Genomic DNA, 19,849 nt, shown 5'->3' on the forward strand with positions numbered 1-19,849 from the left:
TGTCTTATAACCGCACCTACTACCACCACAATAGCAAGTTAGGTTACAAAGGCAGAAGTTTCTCAGGCTTCTGTCTTCTTTATTTTATGCAAAATTCATACTATATACTCTAACATCATTGTAACACATTTTATTTATTTTTAGTCAAGATAAAAAACACCTAAAGAGTTTCTCTTCAGGTGTTTCTCTATTTTACGCTAATGCAGCTGCATGCTCTTGTTGATCTACAGGAATGACAGCGTCTCTTAATGCTTTTTCTAGTTCTGCTGTGTATTTCATTTGTTCTTCTTTGCTCCAGCCTAGTTTTGCAGCCATGTAGTTGATTACTGCTTCTTTCCACTCGTATACCCAGTGGATGTTGAAGAATACAGCGCCTCTGCGGCGTACGAAGAAGTCGACTGGTTTTGCTGTCATTTCGTAATCCATTGCGTATACAAGTGGGATTAGAACGTCTAGCGGCATGTTGTATTCTTTCGCTTCATCTTTATGTTTTTTCGCTAGGTCAAATAGTACGTCAACGTTAGAGCCGTAGAATTTCGCGAATTCTTCTGCTTGTGCTGTTGTTAAACCGTATTTCGTACCTTCGCCTGCTTTTTTCGCGATAAATGCTGGTAATCCTTTAGAGCCATCTACATGTCCACCAGAGATTGGCATATGTTTCGTTGTGCTCTTCGGATATGCACTATGCCCTTCTTTTTGTAGTAAGTTCGTTACGTAGTCTACTACCATTTCAGCCATTTTGCGGTATCCTGTTAATTTACCACCTGCGATTGTAATTAAACCAGATTCAGAAGTCCAAATTTCGTCTTTACGAGAAATTTCAGATGCACTCTTACCTTCTTCGTAAATTAACGGACGTACGCCAGCCCAGCTTGACTCGATGTCTTTTTCCGTAATTTTTACGCTTGGGAACATGTAGTTAATCGCATTAATGATGTACGTGCGATCTTCTGTTGTCATTTGTGGTACAGCTGCGTCTTTATCATAGAACGTATCTGTTGTACCTACATATGTTTTTCCTCCGCGCGGAATCGCGAATACCATACGTTTATCTGGTGTATCGAAGTAAATTGCTTGCCCTAATGGGAAACGTTTTTGATCAATTACTAAGTGAACACCTTTTGATAACTGAAGTACTTTTCCTTTTTTCGAGTTATCTTTTTCACGAAGTGTATCTACCCAAGGACCAGCTGCGTTTACAATTTTCTTACCGTAAACTTCGTATACTTCACCATCTAGTAAATCGATTACACGTACACCACATACTTTTCCATCTTTATATAAGAAACTATCTACTTTTGCGTAGTTAACAGCTTTTGCGCCGTGCTCAATTGCTTCTTTCATTACTTCAATTGTAAGACGCGCATCATCAGTGCGATATTCTACGTAGTAACCGCCGCCTTTTAATCCTTCTTGTTTTACAAGAGGCTCTTTCTTCAGCGTTTCTTCACGGTTAAACATTTTTCTGCGCTCGCTTCGTTTCACACCTGCTAAGAAGTCGTATACACGAAGACCAATTGATGTACTGAATGATCCGAACGTACCGCCTGTATGGAACGGAAGTAACATCCACTCTGGTGTTGTTACATGGGGACCGTTCTCATATACGATCGCACGCTCTTTCCCCACCTCTGCTACCATTTTCACTTCAAGTTGTTTTAAATAACGTAGACCACCGTGTACAAGCTTCGTTGAACGACTTGATGTACCTGCTGCAAAGTCCTGCATTTCAAACACAATTGTTGATAATCCGCGTGTTGCTCCATCTAATGCAATACCAGAACCAGTAATACCTCCACCAATTACGATCACATCTAATTCTTGTTTATTTACTCCGTTTAATACGTCTTTACGTTGTTTACTTGAAAATTTCATGGTAATTCCTCCCTTTGATAACGAAAAAAGAGACCACAAACTCCGCTATAGATTTCGCCTCTATAGCGTGTTGTGGTCTCTCCAAATCTCCTACCGAATTATTAACTTGTCACCATTATAACACTGTTTATGATTATTTGAAAGCTTTTGTTGCTTCAATTGCTTTTTTCCATCCAGCATATAGCTCTTCGCTTGTTTCCGCTTCCATTGTTGGTTCAAAGCGTTTGTCCATATGCCACTGTTCTTTAATTTCATCTTGGTTTTTCCAATATCCAACCGCAAGACCAGCTAAGTACGCTGCACCTAAAGCTGTTGTTTCATTGATCACTGGACGCTCTACAGGAACATCTAAAATATCACTTTGGAACTTCATTAAGAAGTTATTTTTAACTGCTCCGCCATCAACGCGTAATGTTTTCAGTTCAATACCTGAATCTGCTTCCATTGCGCATAATACGTCTTTCGTTTGGTAAGCTAAAGATTCTAGTGTTGCACGAATGAAATGCTCTTTCGTCGTACCGCGTGTTACACCAAACATAGCGCCGCGTACTTCACTATCCCAGTAAGGTGTACCTAATCCTACGAATGCTGGTACAACGTATACACCGTCAGTTGATTCAACGCGATTCGCATACACTTCACTCTCACTTGCATCTTTAAACATGCGCATTCCGTCACGTAACCACTGAATTGCAGAACCTGCTACGAAAATACTTCCTTCTAATGCATAGTTTACTTTACCATCTATTCCCCATGCAATTGTTGTTAATAGGCCATGCTCAGAAGCTACCGCTTTTTCACCAGTGTTCATTAGCATGAAGCAACCAGTTCCGTAAGTATTTTTCGCCATACCTTCACCGAAACAAGCTTGTCCAAATAATGCCGCTTGTTGATCACCAGCTACACCGGCAATCGGTACATTTTGACCGAAGAAGTGATAGTCAATTGTTTCTCCATACACTTCAGATGATGGACGTACTTCTGGAAGCATGCTCTTCGGTACTGTTAACATGTCTAGAAGTTCATCATCCCACTGTAAGTCGTGAATGTTAAACATTAATGTACGTGATGCATTTGAGTAATCCGTTACGTGCGCTTTACCACCAGATAGTTTCCATACAAGCCACGTATCAATTGTTCCGAATAATAGATCGCCGTTTTCTGCTTTCTCTCTTGCACCTTCAACGTTATCTAAAATCCATTTTACTTTCGTACCAGAGAAGTATGCGTCAATTAAAAGACCTGTTTTTTCGCGAACCATTTCGCTATAACCTTTTTCTTTTAACTCATCACAAATTTCAGCTGTTTGGCGAGATTGCCATACAATTGCGTTATAAATTGGTTTACCAGTTGTTTTATCCCATACAACCGCTGTTTCACGTTGGTTCGTAATACCGATACCAGCGATTTGTTCTGGCTTTACATCAGCTTCGCTTAAGCAAGTTGCGATAACCGCTAAAATAGATCCCCAAATTTCTTGCGCGTTATGCTCTACCCAGCCTGGCTTTGGAAAATGTTGTGTAAATTCTTTTTGAGCTGAATGAACAATTTCACCTTTTTTATTGAAAAGAATTGCGCGTGAGCTAGTTGTTCCTTGGTCTAATGAAAGAATATATTTTTTCATAATGGTTTCCCCCTTATGCTACTTTTCTACTATTTGTATTGCTTCCACTTTTTTTGCTTGTCATATAAGAGATTGCTAGTACAATCACAGTTGCAATAATCACATAAATAAGTGCTGCATTTTGTTTTCCTTCAAATACAACTTGATGGAATAATCCTGCAAGTGATCCACCTAAAATCGGACCTACTACTGGAATCCATGCATACTTCCAGTTTGAACCGCCTTTTCCTGCAATCGGAAGGAAGAAGTGCGCGATACGCGGACCTAAATCACGTGCTGGGTTGATTGCGTATCCTGTCGTTCCACCTAATGATAAACCAATACTTACAATTAAGAAACCTACGATAAATGGATTTAATCCATCTGCAAATTTATTTGCACCAATTGCTAATATACCAAATACTAAAACGAATGTCCCAATCATTTCACTTAAAAGGTTTGCAAATGTGTTCGGAATTGCTGGACCTGTTGCAAATACACCTAACTTTGTTCCTGGATCTTCTGTTTCTTTCCAGTGTGGTAAGTAATGTAAATATACGATAACTGCCCCGATAATTGCCCCAATCATTTGTGCTGCGATATAACCAGGTACGTCACTCCATGGGAACGCTCCCTTAAATGCTAATCCTATCGTCAAAGCTGGATTCAAATGTGCCCCACTAATTGATCCAACCGCGTACGCTGCAACCGCTACCGCTAAGCCCCAGCCCATTGTAATAACAATCCAACCAGAATCTTTCGCAAACGACTTCTTTAAACTTACACCAGCACAAACGCCGCCACCAAGTACGATTAACAACGCAGTCCCTATTAACTCTCCTAAAAATGCTGACATAGTATCCCTCCACAATCAATTTAAACGCTTTCAAATGTGATAGAGGTAAAATGAATGGCCATTCGTTTTTGTCAAAAGAAAAAGACCCACAGCTTTGCACGCTTCTATATAAATTTATATAGAAACAATGAAATGTGGATCTCTACTTTTCTCCGTCACGTTTATTAACTTGTCTATAATGTTAACCGTTAATGAAAGCGGTGTCAACAGAATTATTTCACATTTTCGTCACTTTTTTTGGTAATGTTTCCATAGTTCGCGTTTTGATGTCGTAATTGCTGTCGCACCAGCATTTAAAGCTCTCTCTACATCATCAACAGTACGAATAAAACCACCCGCTAAAATTGGTACACCAGTACGCTCTTTCACTTCAGCGATCACATCCGTTAACGCTCCTGGGAGCACCTCTATATAATCCGGCTTCGTCTTTTCTAAAAGATTGCAACTCTTCTCCATTGCACTCGAATCGATTAAAAAAATACGCTGAATTGCCACAACACCTTTTTGCTTCGCCTTCATAATGACGCTCGCCTTCGTTGAAAGTAACCCGTACGGTCTAAACTCCTGACATAAATACTCCGTCGCATGCCCATCACTCTGCAAGCCATGAATTAAATCCACATGTAAAAACACCTTTTTACAATATTGCTTCGCAAGTGATATAACACTCTTCAATTGACCGACATGAATATCTAAAATAACGATATACTCATACGAACTATGTAATAGCTTTTCCAAATCTTTAATTTGCCTCACTGCCGGCAAAATCTTTTGTTCATGAAATTCCATTCTATATGTCCCCTTCTTTATGTCGTCCTATCCTTTATAGTACACAATTTAAGTGAAAAGAACAGCTGGTGTAGGGGATTTCTTTCATTTTTCTCGTTCTTCTTTTAAACGTTCACTAAAAATCATACGATGTTTCTCACCTATCTACGTCTAGTAAGAGCAAATACATGATGATGAGTAAAGCAAGTTGTCGTTGCGTTGGCTGTGCAACTTGTGCGTTACAGGTTGTAATGGTGCTATTTCATGTGCTATACAATGTAGGTTTCAGATATTTTTCTTCTATAATAATTTCCCGAACAATAATACAAAGAATTAATACGAATAAAGACTAAATGGGGCATAAAAAATACGCTATCCTTTCTTATCAGTCTCCAGAAAGAATAACGTAAAGTTTCATTTTCAAACCTTTTCTTCAAAAAAAGAAGCTAACAATTCAGTGTTAACTTCTCAACTGAAAGCAAAATAGTATCTTTCCTTACCTTCTAATATCTAGGTTGTGATTGAATATTTGTAAGATGAACATCATACATATCAATGATTTCAAGAAATCTATCAGCTTCACGGAAGACATGGTCTGCCAATAATGGGTGGATGATACTCTTTATTTTACATTGCTCAATTAAATCACGTGCTGTTTTCTTAAAGTCCCGAAGAGATGCAACCGACACACGATTTTGATCTAAAAATTGATCTAGAAGAGGGACAGTTTGGGATTGTGGTTTCATTGATTCTAAGTCAATTGCTTGATACATTAATGCATCAAAATCATTGCTAAAATTTCGCGCTGTATCTACAAGCTTTCTTTCCGATGGATCAAGAAGATGGCCAATAAATTTAGCATGGTCTGCCATAATCCTCAAAAAGAAAACATTTTCTTTAATAATAGCATCAGGAAGAGCATCTAATTTTCCTTCATTTAATTCCATTAAACGTTTTCTAAAATAATCAGCTTCCCTACTCGTATGGTCAACTAACAGTGGAAAGTTATTTTGTCCCGGCAATTTACATGTGAGAATCAACCCTAAAATCTTTCGTTTAAATCCCCAAATATTAGTTGCGGCTTGTTGTACTTCTGCATTAAATCTTTTGATTTGCTCAGGATCTGTTTCATTTGTGTAGGAATGCGCTATTTGTTCAATATGTTCAAACAATCGATAAAATTGATTCGCCTCTTCAATTAGTTGCGTATCCTCGCATCTAAACCCTAAGCGAAGAAAAAGAGAATGCTCCTTCATGATTCTAGACCAAAAACGAATTTCATTTAATGAACGCTCAACAAACATTACAGATGTAACACCTGTATCCGGATGTAATGGAGTCTCATCCCTATGCATTGTTAATCCCCCCCAGTAAAATACCCCGCTAGTTCCATTCTTATGAAGAAACATATATATAAATGCCCTCAATAAAAGTTCATAATGAATTTCGTATACATGCTTCCCAACAAAGAAAAAGGCTACCACCTAGATGTAAACTTCTACTAGATAATAGCCTTTCAACATTTCTATTAAAGCAATACAGAATCTTTATCACTATCCTGATTACGTTTCTCGCGCTCTTCTGCTAAGCGCTTCATGTACACTTCGCCTTCTTTTTCAATAAACTCATTATCCATCTCTTGCTCTTTTTTTGAAGTATATAAAACCATGTAGCCACTTAATACGATCCCAACGATTACAAGATACACCCACCATGGTAAAGTTTCCACTCTACTTCATTCCTTTCCTTAGACAAGCCTTATTAGTTTCACTGTATGAGGAAAGAAGTACATTTATGCTTAAAATTTTATCATTGTGGATTCTTCGCGAAGAACGCTTGTACATATTCCATAAACTCGATTGGTTCCTGGCGAAACGGTGCGTGGTATCCTTTTTCAATAATATGGAACGTGCTATTCGCAAATAGCCCATGATACAGTTCACCATTTTTCCAAGAAACACTCTTATCATGTCGTCCCCATATAATTAAAGTCGGCACCTTAATTTTATCGGCTTCCATCGCAATGCGGCGCTCTCTCATTTTCGTCAGCTGATCATAATGCCCTTTATCATCACGACTATTTTTCACTTCACTTTTATTGTAATCCGTAATCTCAGTTACCGTTTGTAAGTCTGTCGATAGCGGCGGCACTTCATAACTTTCTTTTTGCTGGAAAGATTCAATTCCTGTAGAGTCTGCTAAAATGAGATGCGTCACTGCGTCCGGATATAAATACGCTAAATTGAGGGACATCTCTCCGCCCATCGAATGACCGAGCACCGCAAACTGATCGTATCCGAGCTTCTTCATTAACTTATAATATAAATTCACTTGTGCAGGAAACGAATACTCAAAATCAATTGGCTTAGAAGAACGTCCAAACCCTAAAATATCCACTGCAATAATCGTGTGGTCCCGCGCTAGTTCCGGATAAATATCACTAAATCCATCTGAAGAACCACCAAACCCGTGCAGCATAAGTAAAGGAGGTTTCCCCTCACCAATTTTCTTAAAATAAATCGTCTGCCCGTCAATTTGCGCCATACTCTCTTTCGTATGCAGCTTCATCATAACAGTATCTTTCACTTCTCCAACCTTCGCAATTGGCTTATCAACGAAGTTACATACGATAAGCAAAACGAGCACAATACCGCTAATCATATAAAACTTAAACCGTTTCAACATTCCCGTCTCCTTTCTCTTGTTGCTATTTAAAGTTTTTACATTTTTTGGTTGTTTTATGATTAATTTCAATTGTAACTACTACAGTTACAATAATACTAAAAAAATATTACTTACTTGCTATTAGTAATGGTTATTTTGTAACTATTATAGTTACATATTTAAAGTAAGTCAATTCTTTTCTCTACATGGTCTAAAAATAGAAAAAGGGACTTCATGTTGAAGTCCCTTTCTTTGTTATTATAGTTGGCTTACTCCGCCGCCGTCGCCTTTATTATCTGCTGGTGCTCCTCCTGTGTCGCCAATGTTAACGTAGTCTGGTCTTGCTGGTGCTCCTCCGTCACCTTTATTTAGTGCATTGTTACTAAATAGATTTGAGCTCAAGACCGATAACGTAAAAACAAACCCTGCCACTGCAAATACAATTTTTCTCATTATTTTAACGCTCCTTTACTCATTTGTTTATGTCTAGCCTCTTTACTCATGTGATAATACTTACTAGCTTTTTCATGATTGTTCTCATTGTAAAATCTATCTGCCAAACGATCTGTATATTCTTCAATACAATCAAATAATTCTTCTTTTTCAAAGTACACAATTCCTGCTAAAACAGATTTTTCTAGCTCTTCAGTACTTGTAATCATTTCTTTTAAAATCGTAAAACGATATTGATATTCTTGATTTTCCAACTGATTACAAAGATATATTCCTTTCTCTATCAGCGGTTCAGCTCTACTATATTCATTTAATTTTAGATATTCATCCGCTTCCAAATATAGTGCTCTGAAATGATTTGGAGATTTTCTTGTAACTTCTGATAAGTGACGAATTGCAAGTTTTGATAAGTTTTGATTGGCATACATCAAACCTAAATTATTACGAACCATCAATGTAAATCGTTCAATACCTACTTGTTGAAACACATCCAATGATTTTGTAAAACTTTCTTCGGCTTGCTCAAATTGTCGTAAGTCAATACAAGCCATTGCAAAAATATTCTCACATAAAGCAATACAAACTTCATATCCAGGATGTTTTTCATATTCATCTTTTGCTAAACGTATTTGATCAATTGCCATCAATGGTTTATATGTTTGATAAGACATATATGCAAATCTATAATTAAATTCAGCATGTTCCAACGAAGATGTTATATGTTTCAGTAATTTCCCAGCCTCTTCAAAGTGATTTTGTGACTCAATGTAATTTGATATATACATTGCATGAATGCCTTTGAAGAGGTGATAATAATGTGTTAAAAGTGCGTCATTAGGAATTATAAGAGCATCAATTTCATCAAAACTATTCCTTGTAATACTCAAACTATCAATTAGCACATGATAACGGAATTTTAATAATGCTTGATAAAATGCTGCATACTGATCTTCTTTAATATAAATAATCTTGGACTCTATTTCTTCATTTAGTGCTTTTGCTTTAACCACATCTTGTTTTAACATTGAATGATACCAATCATCCAATAAGTGTTTCATTTGCTCCCTTGTTACTACATCTGCTCCCATACACTCGCATCCCCTTTTCTCCAAAATTACAAAATTAGGATTTTTATACAATTATCAAAATTGTATATTACCACTCCTTTTCTATGCATTGAAAAATAATTATCAGAAGATTTAATATTTTAATTGATTATACCAAAGTTTTCCTTTTTAATAACTTGAGAAACAATTGTCAGAAAACTTACTAGGATAAATAAAAAAGCAAGCAGTTCCAGCTATCAGCTAAAACTACTTGCTCTCCTACTTACCATCTCTACTTTTACTCTTTAATAAATTCCTTCGTGCTTCTTACTGTATCAATTGGACGAACTAATTTTTCGATTTCTTCACGTTTTGGCTCTAGGAATGGAGGTAAAGATAATTTTTCGCCAAGTGTTTCGTATGGCTCATCTCCCATAAATCCTGGGCCGTCTGTTGCAAATTCAAATAAGATTTGTGGTGCAACTCTTGCGTATAATGACTCGAAGAAGTGACGGTCTACATAACCAGATGAAGGAAGCCCTACGCTACTGATTCTCTCAATCCATTCTTCTAATACAGCGCGATCTTCTACGCGGAATGCAGCATGGTGCACTGTACCAAAACCTTGTCGTGCTTCTGGAAGAACTGTATTATGTTCTACAATGACAGATGCACCGTTTCCGCCTTCGTTCACTTCAAATAAATAGAATTCTCCTTCTTGCGCAACCTCTTTAAATAATAGAACTTTTTCTAACACTTCTTTGAAGAAACTAAAGTTCGCAATGCGGATAAATACAGGGCCTAAACCAGTAATTGCATATTCTAATGGAACTGGACCTTTTTGCCATGGTGTACCTGATTCGATTCCTTTATCAAGTTCATCTGAGATTAATTGATAATGTTGGTCATCAAAATCAACGAAAGAAAGAGTTTTCTTACCGAATTGTTCTTTAATTCCTGTATGTTCCACTTCCAGACGGTCAAAACGTTTTACCCAATATTCTAATGCTGCATCAGTTGGCACGCGGAATGAAGTTTTTGAAATTTCATTCGTACCGTGTACTCCTTTTGGAATACCTGGGAAGTCAAAGAATGTCATATCTGTTCCTGCACTACCTTTATCATCTGCAAAGAATAAATGATATGTTTGAATGTCATCTTGGTTTACTGTTTTTTTAACTAAACGCATTCCTAAAACGTGAGTGAAAAACTCATAGTTTTTTTCTGCACTACTTGTAATTGCTGTAACGTGGTGAATTCCTTTTAATTGGTTCATTTTATATTCCTCCAATGGTTTTAAAATTTATGTTTTCTCTTCTATTACTTCTCTTCAATAGGTGCTAAATTCGCTTCAATCTCTGCACGCTGATCTTCTAGGAACGGTGGTAAATCAAGTTTTTCTCCTAAATGTTCCACATCTCCATCAACTGTAAATCCTGGTCCATCTGTCGCAATTTCAAATAGGATTCCGTTTGATTCGCGGAAATATAAGCTTTTAAAATAGAAACGGTCGATGATTCCTGAAGACTGGAAGCCTCTTTGTATCACCTGTTCTTCCCAATAAGCAAGCTCTGCATCATTTTTCACACGAATTGCTAAATGGTGAATGCTACCGCGGCCCGGTTTTTCAGTAGGACCATCTAAATATTTCACAACGATTTCTCCAAAAGCCTCGCCTTTAATGGACTGAAAAATCGCTTCCTCTTCGCTGCGGCTAACCTCTGTATAACTAAACATCTCTGTAAGTGTACTCGCCATTTTATCAAGTCTACGAACTGTCATTTCCACAGAACCCATTCCTTGAATTTGATGCTCTGCAGGAACTTCTGATTTCTCCCAAGTTTCCCAGTGCTCTACTTTTTCTCCGTTTGAAACGAGTAATACTAAGCGAAGACCTTCAGCATCCTCAAATTGCAAAGCAGGACGATTTGCATATGTTGTTATTTCACTATGTTTCACATCAAATGTCTCAAATCGTTCTTTCCAGTAATGCAAGCTATCCTCTGAAGGAACGAGTAACCCAATTCGAGTAATGGCATTCGTACCGCGATATGTTTTTCCTACTAAAGGAATTTCAAAAAACGTTAATTCCGTACCTGGACTTCCTGTTTTATCTCCATAAAATAAGTGATACATTGATGGATCATCTTGGTTCACTGTCATTTTCACGCGACGTAAACCAAGTACATTTTTATAAAAATGATTATTTTTATTTGCATTTTTCGTAACCATCGAAATGTGATGATGCCCTTTAATCTCATACATTGTTTATTCCTCCGTTTCGTTTTACTAGTCAAGTGATAACTAAAAAAATAACATTTCCCAAAACTAATATGGTTTTTAACGTTTCAATTTATTCTTCATTATGTTTTCGTAAATTCATCTTAGTTTTTACTGCATAACTTACTTTGTTTTTTATCGAAAGCAACTGAGTGTATGTTTTTCATATGACTCAATCGCTTTCGTTACTATCACTTTACACCTCAAGTGATTAAAAAGCAAGAGGAAAATCTCGAATTTGAGATATTTTTTTGTTAAATAACATTTTAGGATAAAGAATCGTTAATTGCTATATTTTTTTAAAGTGGTTATTTACATATTTACGATAATAAAATCACTTCATTTCAATTTCAAAAACACAATAGCCTATAATCAGTGCCGGATGTCCCACACTGATTATAGTTTCGTTTTATATATTCCAAAAATCACTATTTATATCACTGTTATATTTATAATCAACCTTTTCTTTACCACACTTTTCGCACTTATAAAAATTAGCTGTGCCCATCTGACCTGTTTTAAAGTTTTCACTATCCAGAGTTTTAATAAATTTATATTTGTGTATACATTTAGGTTCTTTTACTTTATTCAGCCATTTGTCTAACATAAAGTGATCACTCCCCCTTTAAAGAATCTTCCTAATACACCTATACATTTAGAGTAACCTACAAAAGATTTCCAATCAATGGGCACTCGCTCTTACCTTCTTTGCATCACATCGTATGCAATTTTTTGTTAAAGATTTTTACTTTATTGTAAACAGATTCTCAACCATTGGCTTTACACCGGCTAATTCAACATTAATTTCCTATAGTTTCTTCTCTTATCGGGCAATAAAAAATGGTGTGAAAACTTAATTTCACACCATTTTTTATAACTATATTGGCATTCCATATTTAAAAAAGCGATTTTAATTATGAAACGTCGGCTTATAGAACGAACGATTATCAAGAGCAAAGACACGCTCTGTGTATTCGCCTGGTTTTGTGCGTCCTAATGCGCGGTCCATCATGTTCATTTTTGCATCTAAGTTATCGATGTAATGCAGAATTTCTGCTTCTTTTACTAATGGTGGTTTTGGACTACCCCATTCTGCTTTTCCGTGGTGAGAAAGCACGATGTGTTGAAGAATTAATACTTCTTCTGCATCGATTTGCAGCTCGTCTGCTGCTTTACCAATTTCGTTCACCATAATCGAAATGTGACCTAGTAAATTTCCTTCTAACGTATATGTTGTGGAAATTGGACCAGACAACTCGATTACTTTACCAAGGTCATGTAAAATAACGCCTGCATATAGTAAATCTTTATCTAACGATGGGTATAGATTTGAGATAGCTTTCGCTAAATCAAGCATCGATACGACGTGATAAGCTAATCCAGATACGAACTCATGATGGTTCTTCGTCGCTGCTGGATAGTCTAAAAATTCGTTTTGATGCTTATTTAATAAATGTCTTGTTAAACGTTGAATGTTTGGATTTCTCATTTCAAATATGTATTGCGTAATTTTTCCAACCATATCTTCTTTTTTCACTGGCGCTTTTTCTACGAAGTCCGAGATGTCTGTTACTTCATTTTCATTCGCAACTCGGATTTGTTTCACACGTAATTGAATACGGCCTTTGTAGTTTAGAATGTCACCAGCTACTTTCACAATTGTTTCCGCTACATATTGTTTCTCAACTTCTGGTGATACGTCCCACAATTTCGCTTCAATATCTCCACTTGGATCTTGTAAGATTACTGTTAAAAATGGCTTTCCATTGCTTGCGATACCTTTTGTCGCTGTTTTAATTAACAAGAAAACATCGACTTGTTCACCAACTTCATACTCTGCAATTTTCTTTTTCATTCGAATTCCTCCACCAAATCAGTTACTTTTAGTATAGCACACTACAACTCGTTTTCTTTACGCATATGCGTTAATTTTATAATCTGTTTTTCTGTAAAATACGCGAGTAAATGCGCATGACATGTAAAGAATATGACTTGTCTATCCTTTGCAATTTCCTTTATAAGTTCAATCGTACGATTCGTCCTTACCGCATCAAAGTGCACGAAACTATCATCAATAATAAATGGATAATCATGCTCAAATGTTTTCGCTAATGCAAATCTCAGCGATAAATACAACTGCTCAGCTGTCGCTTGGCTTAATTCATGACTATAAAAACGCATACCATCGTTACGCTCTACAATAAACGGCCCCGCCTCTGACGGTGAAAAGATTTTACTATATCGTCCGCCTGTTAAATAGACGAAATACTCTTCTGACTTTTGTAAAATACGAGGAAGATGTACTTCATGATAATATTGCTTCGTTTTCGTTAACACTGTCTTTGCCGCGGCATAAGCAGCCCATTTCTTCACTTGTTCACGCACTTGCGCTTTTTTCATTTCCCATTCATGCATTAAATCACCGTACGTACTACCTTCTTCTAAATTCGCAATTTCCATACGATGTTTCGCAATGCGCTCTGTCAGTTCTTTCTCTTTCGTAAGACAGTTTTGCGCGGTTGTCATTTCTTGCTTTAATTTTTCATCATAACCATCAGCCTCATAATGTTCAGCTAATGATAAACTCGTTAAACGTTGTTCTAACAGATCAATTTGCGGTAATAAACGTCCTACTTGCTTCTCCGCATCTTCACGTTTTTCCGCTAGTTTACCTGCTGCTAAAAACATCTCTTCATTTGTAGCTTCTGCAATATGCCATAAACTGTCTCGTTCTACTAGTAATTGCTTTAATTGTTCTTGCATAAACTCATATTCTTCTTGCCATTCCGTCAGTTTTTCTTTTAACTGCTTACAAGTTTGGCGTTTTTCTTTCTCATTTTGCATACGACTTTGCGCCTCGTGCAGCTTACTATACTCCGCGCTACCGATAACAGTTTCTAGTTTATGTTCAAATTGCGAAATCATTTCATATAATGAAGATTTTCGCGCACCTTGCTTCTCTAATTCACGATATAATTGTTGCATTTTTTCCATACGCTCAAATGCCGGCAATATGTGTGCATACGTATAAAATTCAGGGAACGTATAGCGCTTTTTATACACATTGACTTGTTCGCTCGTGCGGAACGTTTCTCTCTCCCATTCCTCATACGATGAAACGACTTTATCATACGCTCGCTCCATTTGCTGCAATTTATATGACTCACGCTCAAATAACTTACGAATTTCTTCGTCTTTTTCTAACTCATAACGAACAGACATCGCTTCTTCACTTTGTCTCCCGCCAGCACTTTGCTGAAGAGTAAGGAGCTCTTCTTGTAACCCACTTGACGGATCTTTATATAAAACAAGAGCAAGAACAATCCCTACAAAAACAATGACACTAATAAATAAGAGTAGGCGATTGTCTATAAATAAACTTGTGAATAAAATGCCTGTGTTAATAAGAAGTAACAGAAGACAAACTCTTTGCCACTGCTTTTTCTTTTTCATAGCCGCTCCTGCTTTTTCCTCATACTTGCGCTTCATTCTCTCTGCACCCATACCGATAAACGCCGCATCTTGGAATGACTTTTCTTTCTCAACTAACGTATTTCGCTCTTCATCCGCTAACATTTGTTTCTGAATTTGTCTTATGTTTTCTTCTTGTTCTTCTAATTGCTCCTGCGCTACTTTAAAGCGATCATCAAGCTGCGCTTTTTGCGTTTCTAATTCACGCGCCTTTTGCACAGTTTGCGTAATTAACTCTTTCGTTGCCAAACTCATATCAAACGAAAGAACTGTTTCTTCTTCAAAAGTAGCACCGATTTGCTGCTCGAGTTCCGCAAGCTCTTCTTTTATATTCGTAATCGTCCCTGTCACATCACGCATTTCTTGGCGTGCATTTTCGTAAGACATATGCTGCATACGAAGTTCTTCTACATAACTTTCTTTTTGTAAAAATTCTTCATCTATTTGAATCGATTCCATTTCCAATTGCACTGTCTCTATTTTTTTATGGAGCGAATCAACTTGTAATTGGAGCGGCTCCATTTTCGCCTTAATCGCTTCATAGCGCGCCATTCCGTTTACAGGGAATTGCCTGCTCTCGTTTTCTAACACTTTCTCATACGCACGCTTTTCAATAACGAGAGGTTCAAGTGCTGCTAATATTTCATAATCTTGCTTTCGTTTTTCTGCACTCTCTTTTTCTGCGCGAACAGAAGCAAGCTTCTCTTCACTTTCTTTTAACTGCTCCACTTGCTTTTCATACGTGCCAATTTTTCCTTGCCACTCTTTCATCTTCTCTTCAAGTTTCTTCATCTCTTGCAATGACACGTTAATTTCTGGCTTACGACCACTCGGCTTAAAGCGCTGATCCATTTCTTTTTCTAGCTTTTTATCTAGCTGTAATAGCGCATCGCTTCCGACTGCACTTGCCGAAAATAAATAATTGCCGATATCCGCTTCGCCTAGCTGATGAATGTTTTGAAGACCGTGCATATCAAAAGAAAAGACCGATTCAAATAAACTTTCATTCATCCCGGTTAATATATCGTGTGAAATTTCTTCGCCGCCCGTTTTCCCGTCTTCAAAATAAACAGTTACCTCACCAACAGCCGTCTTTGGCAATCGTTCAATTTTCAAACGGCCGTACTTCTCTGTTTGCACAGTGATTGCTCCGCCATATTTCCCGCCTTCTTTCGGTTCATAACGGCGCTGTCCTCTCGTCGGAAAACCGAATAAAATACTTTTCATAAACGAGCGAATTGTTGATTTCCCTGCTTCATTTTCACCGTATAACACCGTCAGCATTGACAGATCCATTTCCACATTTTCTAATTTTCCGTACCCATAAATATGGAGTTTTTCCATTCTCATTTTTTATCCCTCTCTTGCTGGAATAATTGTTCTAAAATAATATTTTCCGCTTCCTTTTGAATCTCTTTCTTCTCTTCTTCTGTAAAAGATTCAATACTATTACGCGCTATAGGAGATGTCCAAATAGTGCGCAACACGCCGTCCATATTAGTGAAAGCTTCTAACTCCTTCAGCACACTACCGACGAAATGATTTTCTTCTTTCAAACGTTCGATTTCCGCAAAAGAGACCGTCTCATTTTTCCACTTCATCGCGTACACGAAATCTTTTCGCTCTTCGCCAGCTGCTAAAATATGAAAAATTTCTTCAACACGTTTTTCATCACGCAAATAAGGAGAAAGTGGTCCCTGCCCTGTAAATACGGCAGTTAAAAGCGTCCCTTCCTCTTCTCTTCGACATTCATTCATCGCTGTTGACACTGCTGTCATAAGATCATCAACAGTTTCAAGTCCATCAATATTCACTTCTATCTCATCCCACACAACATCTGCCGTATGGAAAAATGAACATTGCGTTCCTTGTTTCGTCAGTTCAATCAGGTACACACCCTTTTCTCCTGTCTCCTTACGATGACGCCCTTGTATATTCCCCGGATAAATCATATACGGCTCTTCTGATAAAATTTCACGTTTATGTATATGGCCAAGAGCCCAATAATCAAACTGCTTTTCTTTCAGCTCACGAATTTGAAACGGTGCATAGCGATTATGCTCTGCATCACCTTCCACACTTCCGTGAAGCATGCCAATATGAAAAGGCGCATCACTCATTTTCGTATACTGCGCTGTCATATTATCCGTTACCGCTTGCTGCAAATAACTAAACCCGTAAATAGAAGCTAATAGCTCACCATTTTTATAAAATGATTTCTCTTCTACATAAGGCTCGGTAAACACATGAACATTTTCCGGAAACTCAATTGCTGCCCAGCTTCCCCCTAAATGATCGTGGTTACCGTGAATAATAAAAACAGGGATATCGTACTGCGACAGTCTCTTCATTTGCTCGCGCACAAACACTTGCGCCCTCAAACTTCTCGTCTCCGCATCATACAAATCCCCGGCTAGTAATACGAAATCCACGCGCTCTTGAATCGCTTTATCAACAATACGCTCGAACGATTCAAACGTACTTTGCTTCATTCTCTCCCAAACAGACTGCGGTACATTCATCTCCATTCCTTTAAACGGACTATCTAAATGCAAATCAGCCGCATGTATAAACTTCACTTGTTTCACAAATAACGATCCTTTCTTTTTCCGTACTTTACTACGAATAGTAAATCTAATGCTCATAAAACTTTCTCTCTATTTTACCACGCAATGTCATATATTTCTTTGCATATTCTAGTGATTTATGCCAAAATAGTTATAAGATTCTGATTTTTATTATTGGAGGGAATTTTCATGGGAGTATACGTTCTAACAGTCTTTGAAAAAGATGGTTCAAAAGCATTAGACGAATCATTCGAGGCGGCAACTGAAAAAGAAGCGAAAGCAAAAGGTGAATCTATTTTACGAGAAAAAGGATTGTATGAAAAAACACATCGCTGCACATCTACTGCAGGTAAGCTCGTTTTATTCCAGCGCTAAAAAAAAGAAGCGTCATCCGCTTCTTTTTCACTCTACTATATCTTCATCACACCACGTAAACACCACATCTAGAATGCGATTACCGATACGTACGCGCTTATTCCATTTTCCTGTTTGGATCTGATGTTGCAATTCTGCTTTCATCTTTTCCGTCCAGTCGTGAATCGTTTCACTACCGTCGTACGGATATACGCCCTGAAACTCTTTCTGCAGTAGATGCAAGCTCTCTGCATCAAAATGAAAATGGAAGAAGTAGTTTGCTGTAAGCGATGGTTCTTGCAATCGTAAAAACTGATCATCAATTTGCTTTCTATTTCGATAGAAAGTAAAGATATTCACTTTACCGCTCGTAATTTGGTCAATTTGAATTTCGTGCTTCTCTATAATCACGTCTTGTCCACCTCGTTGTATACTATCTTTAGTATATATGTCTTTTGCAACAAAGTTAACCATTTTCGCGCGAAATTCATTTCCTTCATTATATTACCTGTACCTCCATATGCAATCAGAACAAATAAAACAAAGTTGAAGGGGAGCGATCACATGTATTTCGGAAGCAAAGGTTGGTATGTAAAAGAACTTAAAAAATTAGGTATCCGTACTTATGAAGGTAAAAAACTAGAATCGTATCGTACGCATGTGTTATCTAGTTTACTTGAGAGAATGAAGAGAGCTTCGGCTTAATAGATGTAGGAAGCAACTACGGTTGCTTCCTTTTTCATGCAAAGACTATAACTTTTGTTTGCAAATTCTTATCTTTTTTCAAAAAATTTTGTATAAAATCCTGATCTAAAGTTATAAAGTAATCACATTTATTTCTAGCTATTGCTAAATGCATTGCATCGTAGGCCTCTAATTGATAAAGCTTCATATACTGAGCTGCAGCATCTATAGCCTTCTTATCAGAAGAAATATATTCAACCTTAATTTTGAAGTGATTTTCCATACTATACAGAAATTCCTCGAAGGTTTGAACAACGTTTGTATAATACGCTGTTAATCCACTTCTTCTTTTAGCATGCCTTTTTCCTACCTTTAGTAATTCTTTAGCATAAACCTCTTTACTTTCATCTTCAGATTCTGCCCTTACTTTAATAATATATTGATAGATTTCATATAAATTACATGCCGCTTCTATAGAAACAATATCTCTTCTATCATCTTCACTCAAACACCCTATTCCTTTAGATTTTATATTTTCCATATTCTCTATATAGATTTTCAATGCTCGCTCAATTTTATTTTTCATAAGAATACCTACTACTTCTGTAAAAGTATGTGAGCTAATCCCCATTTCTATTTCTTTCTCCGTCCATGCGTTAATTAAATTAGCTACCTTATCAGAACGAGTATCATCTTCATCTAAAAATGCCAAAATAAAACAAGCATCTACATAAATCGATGCTTGTTGAATACTTAAAACAGCACCCTCACCTTGAACGAAATTAGTTACCATTTATATTTCTCCCTTATCTTTCTTCTTTATAAATATCTACTAAATTTTTACTACCTGCTGTACGAGTTCCGATCATTTTGCGTAAATCTTGAGCATCTTTTGGGCGACGAGTTACTAATTTCTCTGTTTCTTTTGTTTCTAACGGTTGCATATCAGTCACTACTTGACTCATATCTATTACCCCCAATTCATCTTCTTTTTCATTTAAATTTAAAGACTGCCCTAACTTTCGACATCTGTCCATGCTTTTCCTCCTTGTCCAAATTAAAATTGTTACATACATTTTTGACAGAAAAAAGCTCTACTTAAACATATGATTTTCTAAGTTAAATCATGAATCTGGAACATAAATTTTGCTGTACAAAAAATCTCCTCAAAGTATAGACTTCAAGGAGATTTTTCTTTTAACCACATATATATATTAATATCAATTTA

20 protein-coding genes are annotated in these 19,849 nt (G+C 36.9%); 2 read left to right on the forward strand and 18 right to left on the reverse strand.

Annotation, left to right across the window (positions count from 1 at the left end; all coding sequences use genetic code 11):
• Positions 1-192: 192 nt before the first annotated feature.
• The 15 genes from glpD to PDQ40_RS23015 form a co-directional block, all read right to left on the reverse strand.
• Positions 193-1,875, reverse strand: a complete 1,683-nt coding sequence (glpD, locus tag PDQ40_RS22945; RefSeq protein ID WP_000672812.1) for an aerobic glycerol-3-phosphate dehydrogenase — start codon at positions 1,873-1,875, stop codon at positions 193-195.
• Positions 1,876-2,008: 133 nt separating this feature from the next.
• Positions 2,009-3,499 carry a glycerol kinase GlpK gene (glpK, locus tag PDQ40_RS22950; protein ID WP_000759991.1) on the reverse strand — a complete coding sequence of 497 codons (1,491 nt, stop codon included), beginning with the start codon at positions 3,497-3,499 and terminating at the stop codon, positions 2,009-2,011.
• A gap of 13 nt (positions 3,500-3,512) precedes the next feature.
• Positions 3,513-4,334 (reverse strand): glycerol uptake facilitator protein GlpF, encoded by an 822-nt coding sequence (gene glpF / locus PDQ40_RS22955; protein ID WP_001272193.1) that lies wholly within the window; start codon positions 4,332-4,334, stop codon positions 3,513-3,515.
• Between the two features lie 228 nt (positions 4,335-4,562).
• Entirely contained in the window at positions 4,563-5,123 is a 561-nt protein-coding gene (gene glpP / locus PDQ40_RS22960; RefSeq protein WP_000394287.1) for a glycerol uptake operon antiterminator GlpP, read from the reverse strand.
• 482 nt (positions 5,124-5,605) lie between these two features.
• On the reverse strand, positions 5,606-6,457 hold the full coding sequence (locus PDQ40_RS22965; RefSeq protein ID WP_000554476.1) for a DUF2935 domain-containing protein: 852 nt from the start codon (positions 6,455-6,457) through the stop codon (positions 5,606-5,608).
• Between the two features lie 173 nt (positions 6,458-6,630).
• A complete protein-coding gene (locus PDQ40_RS22970; protein ID WP_000449227.1) occupies positions 6,631-6,831 on the reverse strand; it encodes a sporulation YhaL family protein in 201 nt (66 codons plus the stop codon).
• 80 nt (positions 6,832-6,911) lie between these two features.
• Entirely contained in the window at positions 6,912-7,787 is an 876-nt protein-coding gene (locus PDQ40_RS22975; protein ID WP_270691644.1) for an alpha/beta fold hydrolase, read from the reverse strand.
• Positions 7,788-8,024: 237 nt separating this feature from the next.
• On the reverse strand, positions 8,025-8,219 hold the full coding sequence (locus PDQ40_RS22980; protein ID WP_078437880.1) for a hypothetical protein: 195 nt from the start codon (positions 8,217-8,219) through the stop codon (positions 8,025-8,027).
• The gene (locus PDQ40_RS22985) at positions 8,219-9,307 is read right to left on the reverse strand and encodes a response regulator aspartate phosphatase (protein ID WP_000500572.1); all 1,089 of its coding nucleotides are present in this window, start codon (positions 9,305-9,307) and stop codon (positions 8,219-8,221) included. Before PDQ40_RS22985 ends, PDQ40_RS22980 begins: the two co-directional genes overlap by 1 nt.
• Positions 9,308-9,563: 256 nt before the next feature.
• On the reverse strand, positions 9,564-10,541 hold the full coding sequence (locus PDQ40_RS22990; RefSeq protein ID WP_001072547.1) for a ring-cleaving dioxygenase: 978 nt from the start codon (positions 10,539-10,541) through the stop codon (positions 9,564-9,566).
• A 44-nt stretch (positions 10,542-10,585) separates the two neighbouring features.
• Entirely contained in the window at positions 10,586-11,530 is a 945-nt protein-coding gene (locus PDQ40_RS22995; RefSeq protein WP_000272997.1) for a ring-cleaving dioxygenase, read from the reverse strand.
• 424 nt (positions 11,531-11,954) lie between these two features.
• Entirely contained in the window at positions 11,955-12,152 is a 198-nt protein-coding gene (locus tag PDQ40_RS23000) for a hypothetical protein (protein ID WP_000884893.1), read from the reverse strand.
• 303 nt (positions 12,153-12,455) lie between these two features.
• Positions 12,456-13,400, reverse strand: a complete 945-nt coding sequence (gene yhaM, locus PDQ40_RS23005) for a 3'-5' exoribonuclease YhaM (RefSeq protein WP_270691645.1) — start codon at positions 13,398-13,400, stop codon at positions 12,456-12,458.
• Positions 13,401-13,441: 41 nt separating this feature from the next.
• Positions 13,442-16,366 carry an ATP-binding protein gene (locus tag PDQ40_RS23010; protein WP_270691646.1) on the reverse strand — a complete coding sequence of 975 codons (2,925 nt, stop codon included), beginning with the start codon at positions 16,364-16,366 and terminating at the stop codon, positions 13,442-13,444.
• Positions 16,363-17,604, reverse strand: a complete 1,242-nt coding sequence (locus PDQ40_RS23015; protein ID WP_270691686.1) for a metallophosphoesterase family protein — start codon at positions 17,602-17,604, stop codon at positions 16,363-16,365. Before PDQ40_RS23015 ends, PDQ40_RS23010 begins: the two co-directional genes overlap by 4 nt.
• Before the next feature lie 168 nt (positions 17,605-17,772).
• Here PDQ40_RS23015 and PDQ40_RS23020 point away from each other — a divergent pair, with 168 nt between their 5' ends.
• Positions 17,773-17,958 (forward strand): YhzD family protein, encoded by a 186-nt coding sequence (locus tag PDQ40_RS23020; RefSeq protein WP_000539554.1) that lies wholly within the window; start codon positions 17,773-17,775, stop codon positions 17,956-17,958.
• A gap of 27 nt (positions 17,959-17,985) precedes the next feature.
• Here the strand turns inward: PDQ40_RS23020 and PDQ40_RS23025 are convergent, their stop codons facing one another.
• Positions 17,986-18,348 carry a hypothetical protein gene (locus PDQ40_RS23025; RefSeq protein WP_000582794.1) on the reverse strand — a complete coding sequence of 121 codons (363 nt, stop codon included), beginning with the start codon at positions 18,346-18,348 and terminating at the stop codon, positions 17,986-17,988.
• 153 nt (positions 18,349-18,501) lie between these two features.
• Here PDQ40_RS23025 and PDQ40_RS23030 point away from each other — a divergent pair, with 153 nt between their 5' ends.
• Positions 18,502-18,642 (forward strand): YflJ family protein, encoded by a 141-nt coding sequence (locus PDQ40_RS23030; RefSeq protein ID WP_000273537.1) that lies wholly within the window; start codon positions 18,502-18,504, stop codon positions 18,640-18,642.
• A 34-nt stretch (positions 18,643-18,676) separates the two neighbouring features.
• Here PDQ40_RS23030 and PDQ40_RS23035 read toward each other — a convergent pair whose 3' ends face one another.
• Together PDQ40_RS23035 and PDQ40_RS23040 are read right to left on the reverse strand one after the other, a co-directional pair.
• The gene (locus tag PDQ40_RS23035) at positions 18,677-19,414 is read right to left on the reverse strand and encodes a type II toxin-antitoxin system VapC family toxin (protein ID WP_000258391.1); all 738 of its coding nucleotides are present in this window, start codon (positions 19,412-19,414) and stop codon (positions 18,677-18,679) included.
• A gap of 13 nt (positions 19,415-19,427) precedes the next feature.
• Positions 19,428-19,658, reverse strand: coding sequence for a hypothetical protein (locus PDQ40_RS23040; RefSeq protein ID WP_000373322.1), 231 nt, complete (start codon positions 19,656-19,658; stop codon positions 19,428-19,430).
• Between the last annotated feature and the right edge of the window lie 191 nt (positions 19,659-19,849).

Origin of the sequence: Bacillus cereus group sp. Bc061, from assembly GCF_027715825.1 — a bacterium.
Classification (GTDB): Bacteria; Bacillota; Bacilli; order Bacillales; family Bacillaceae_G; genus Bacillus_A; species Bacillus_A paranthracis.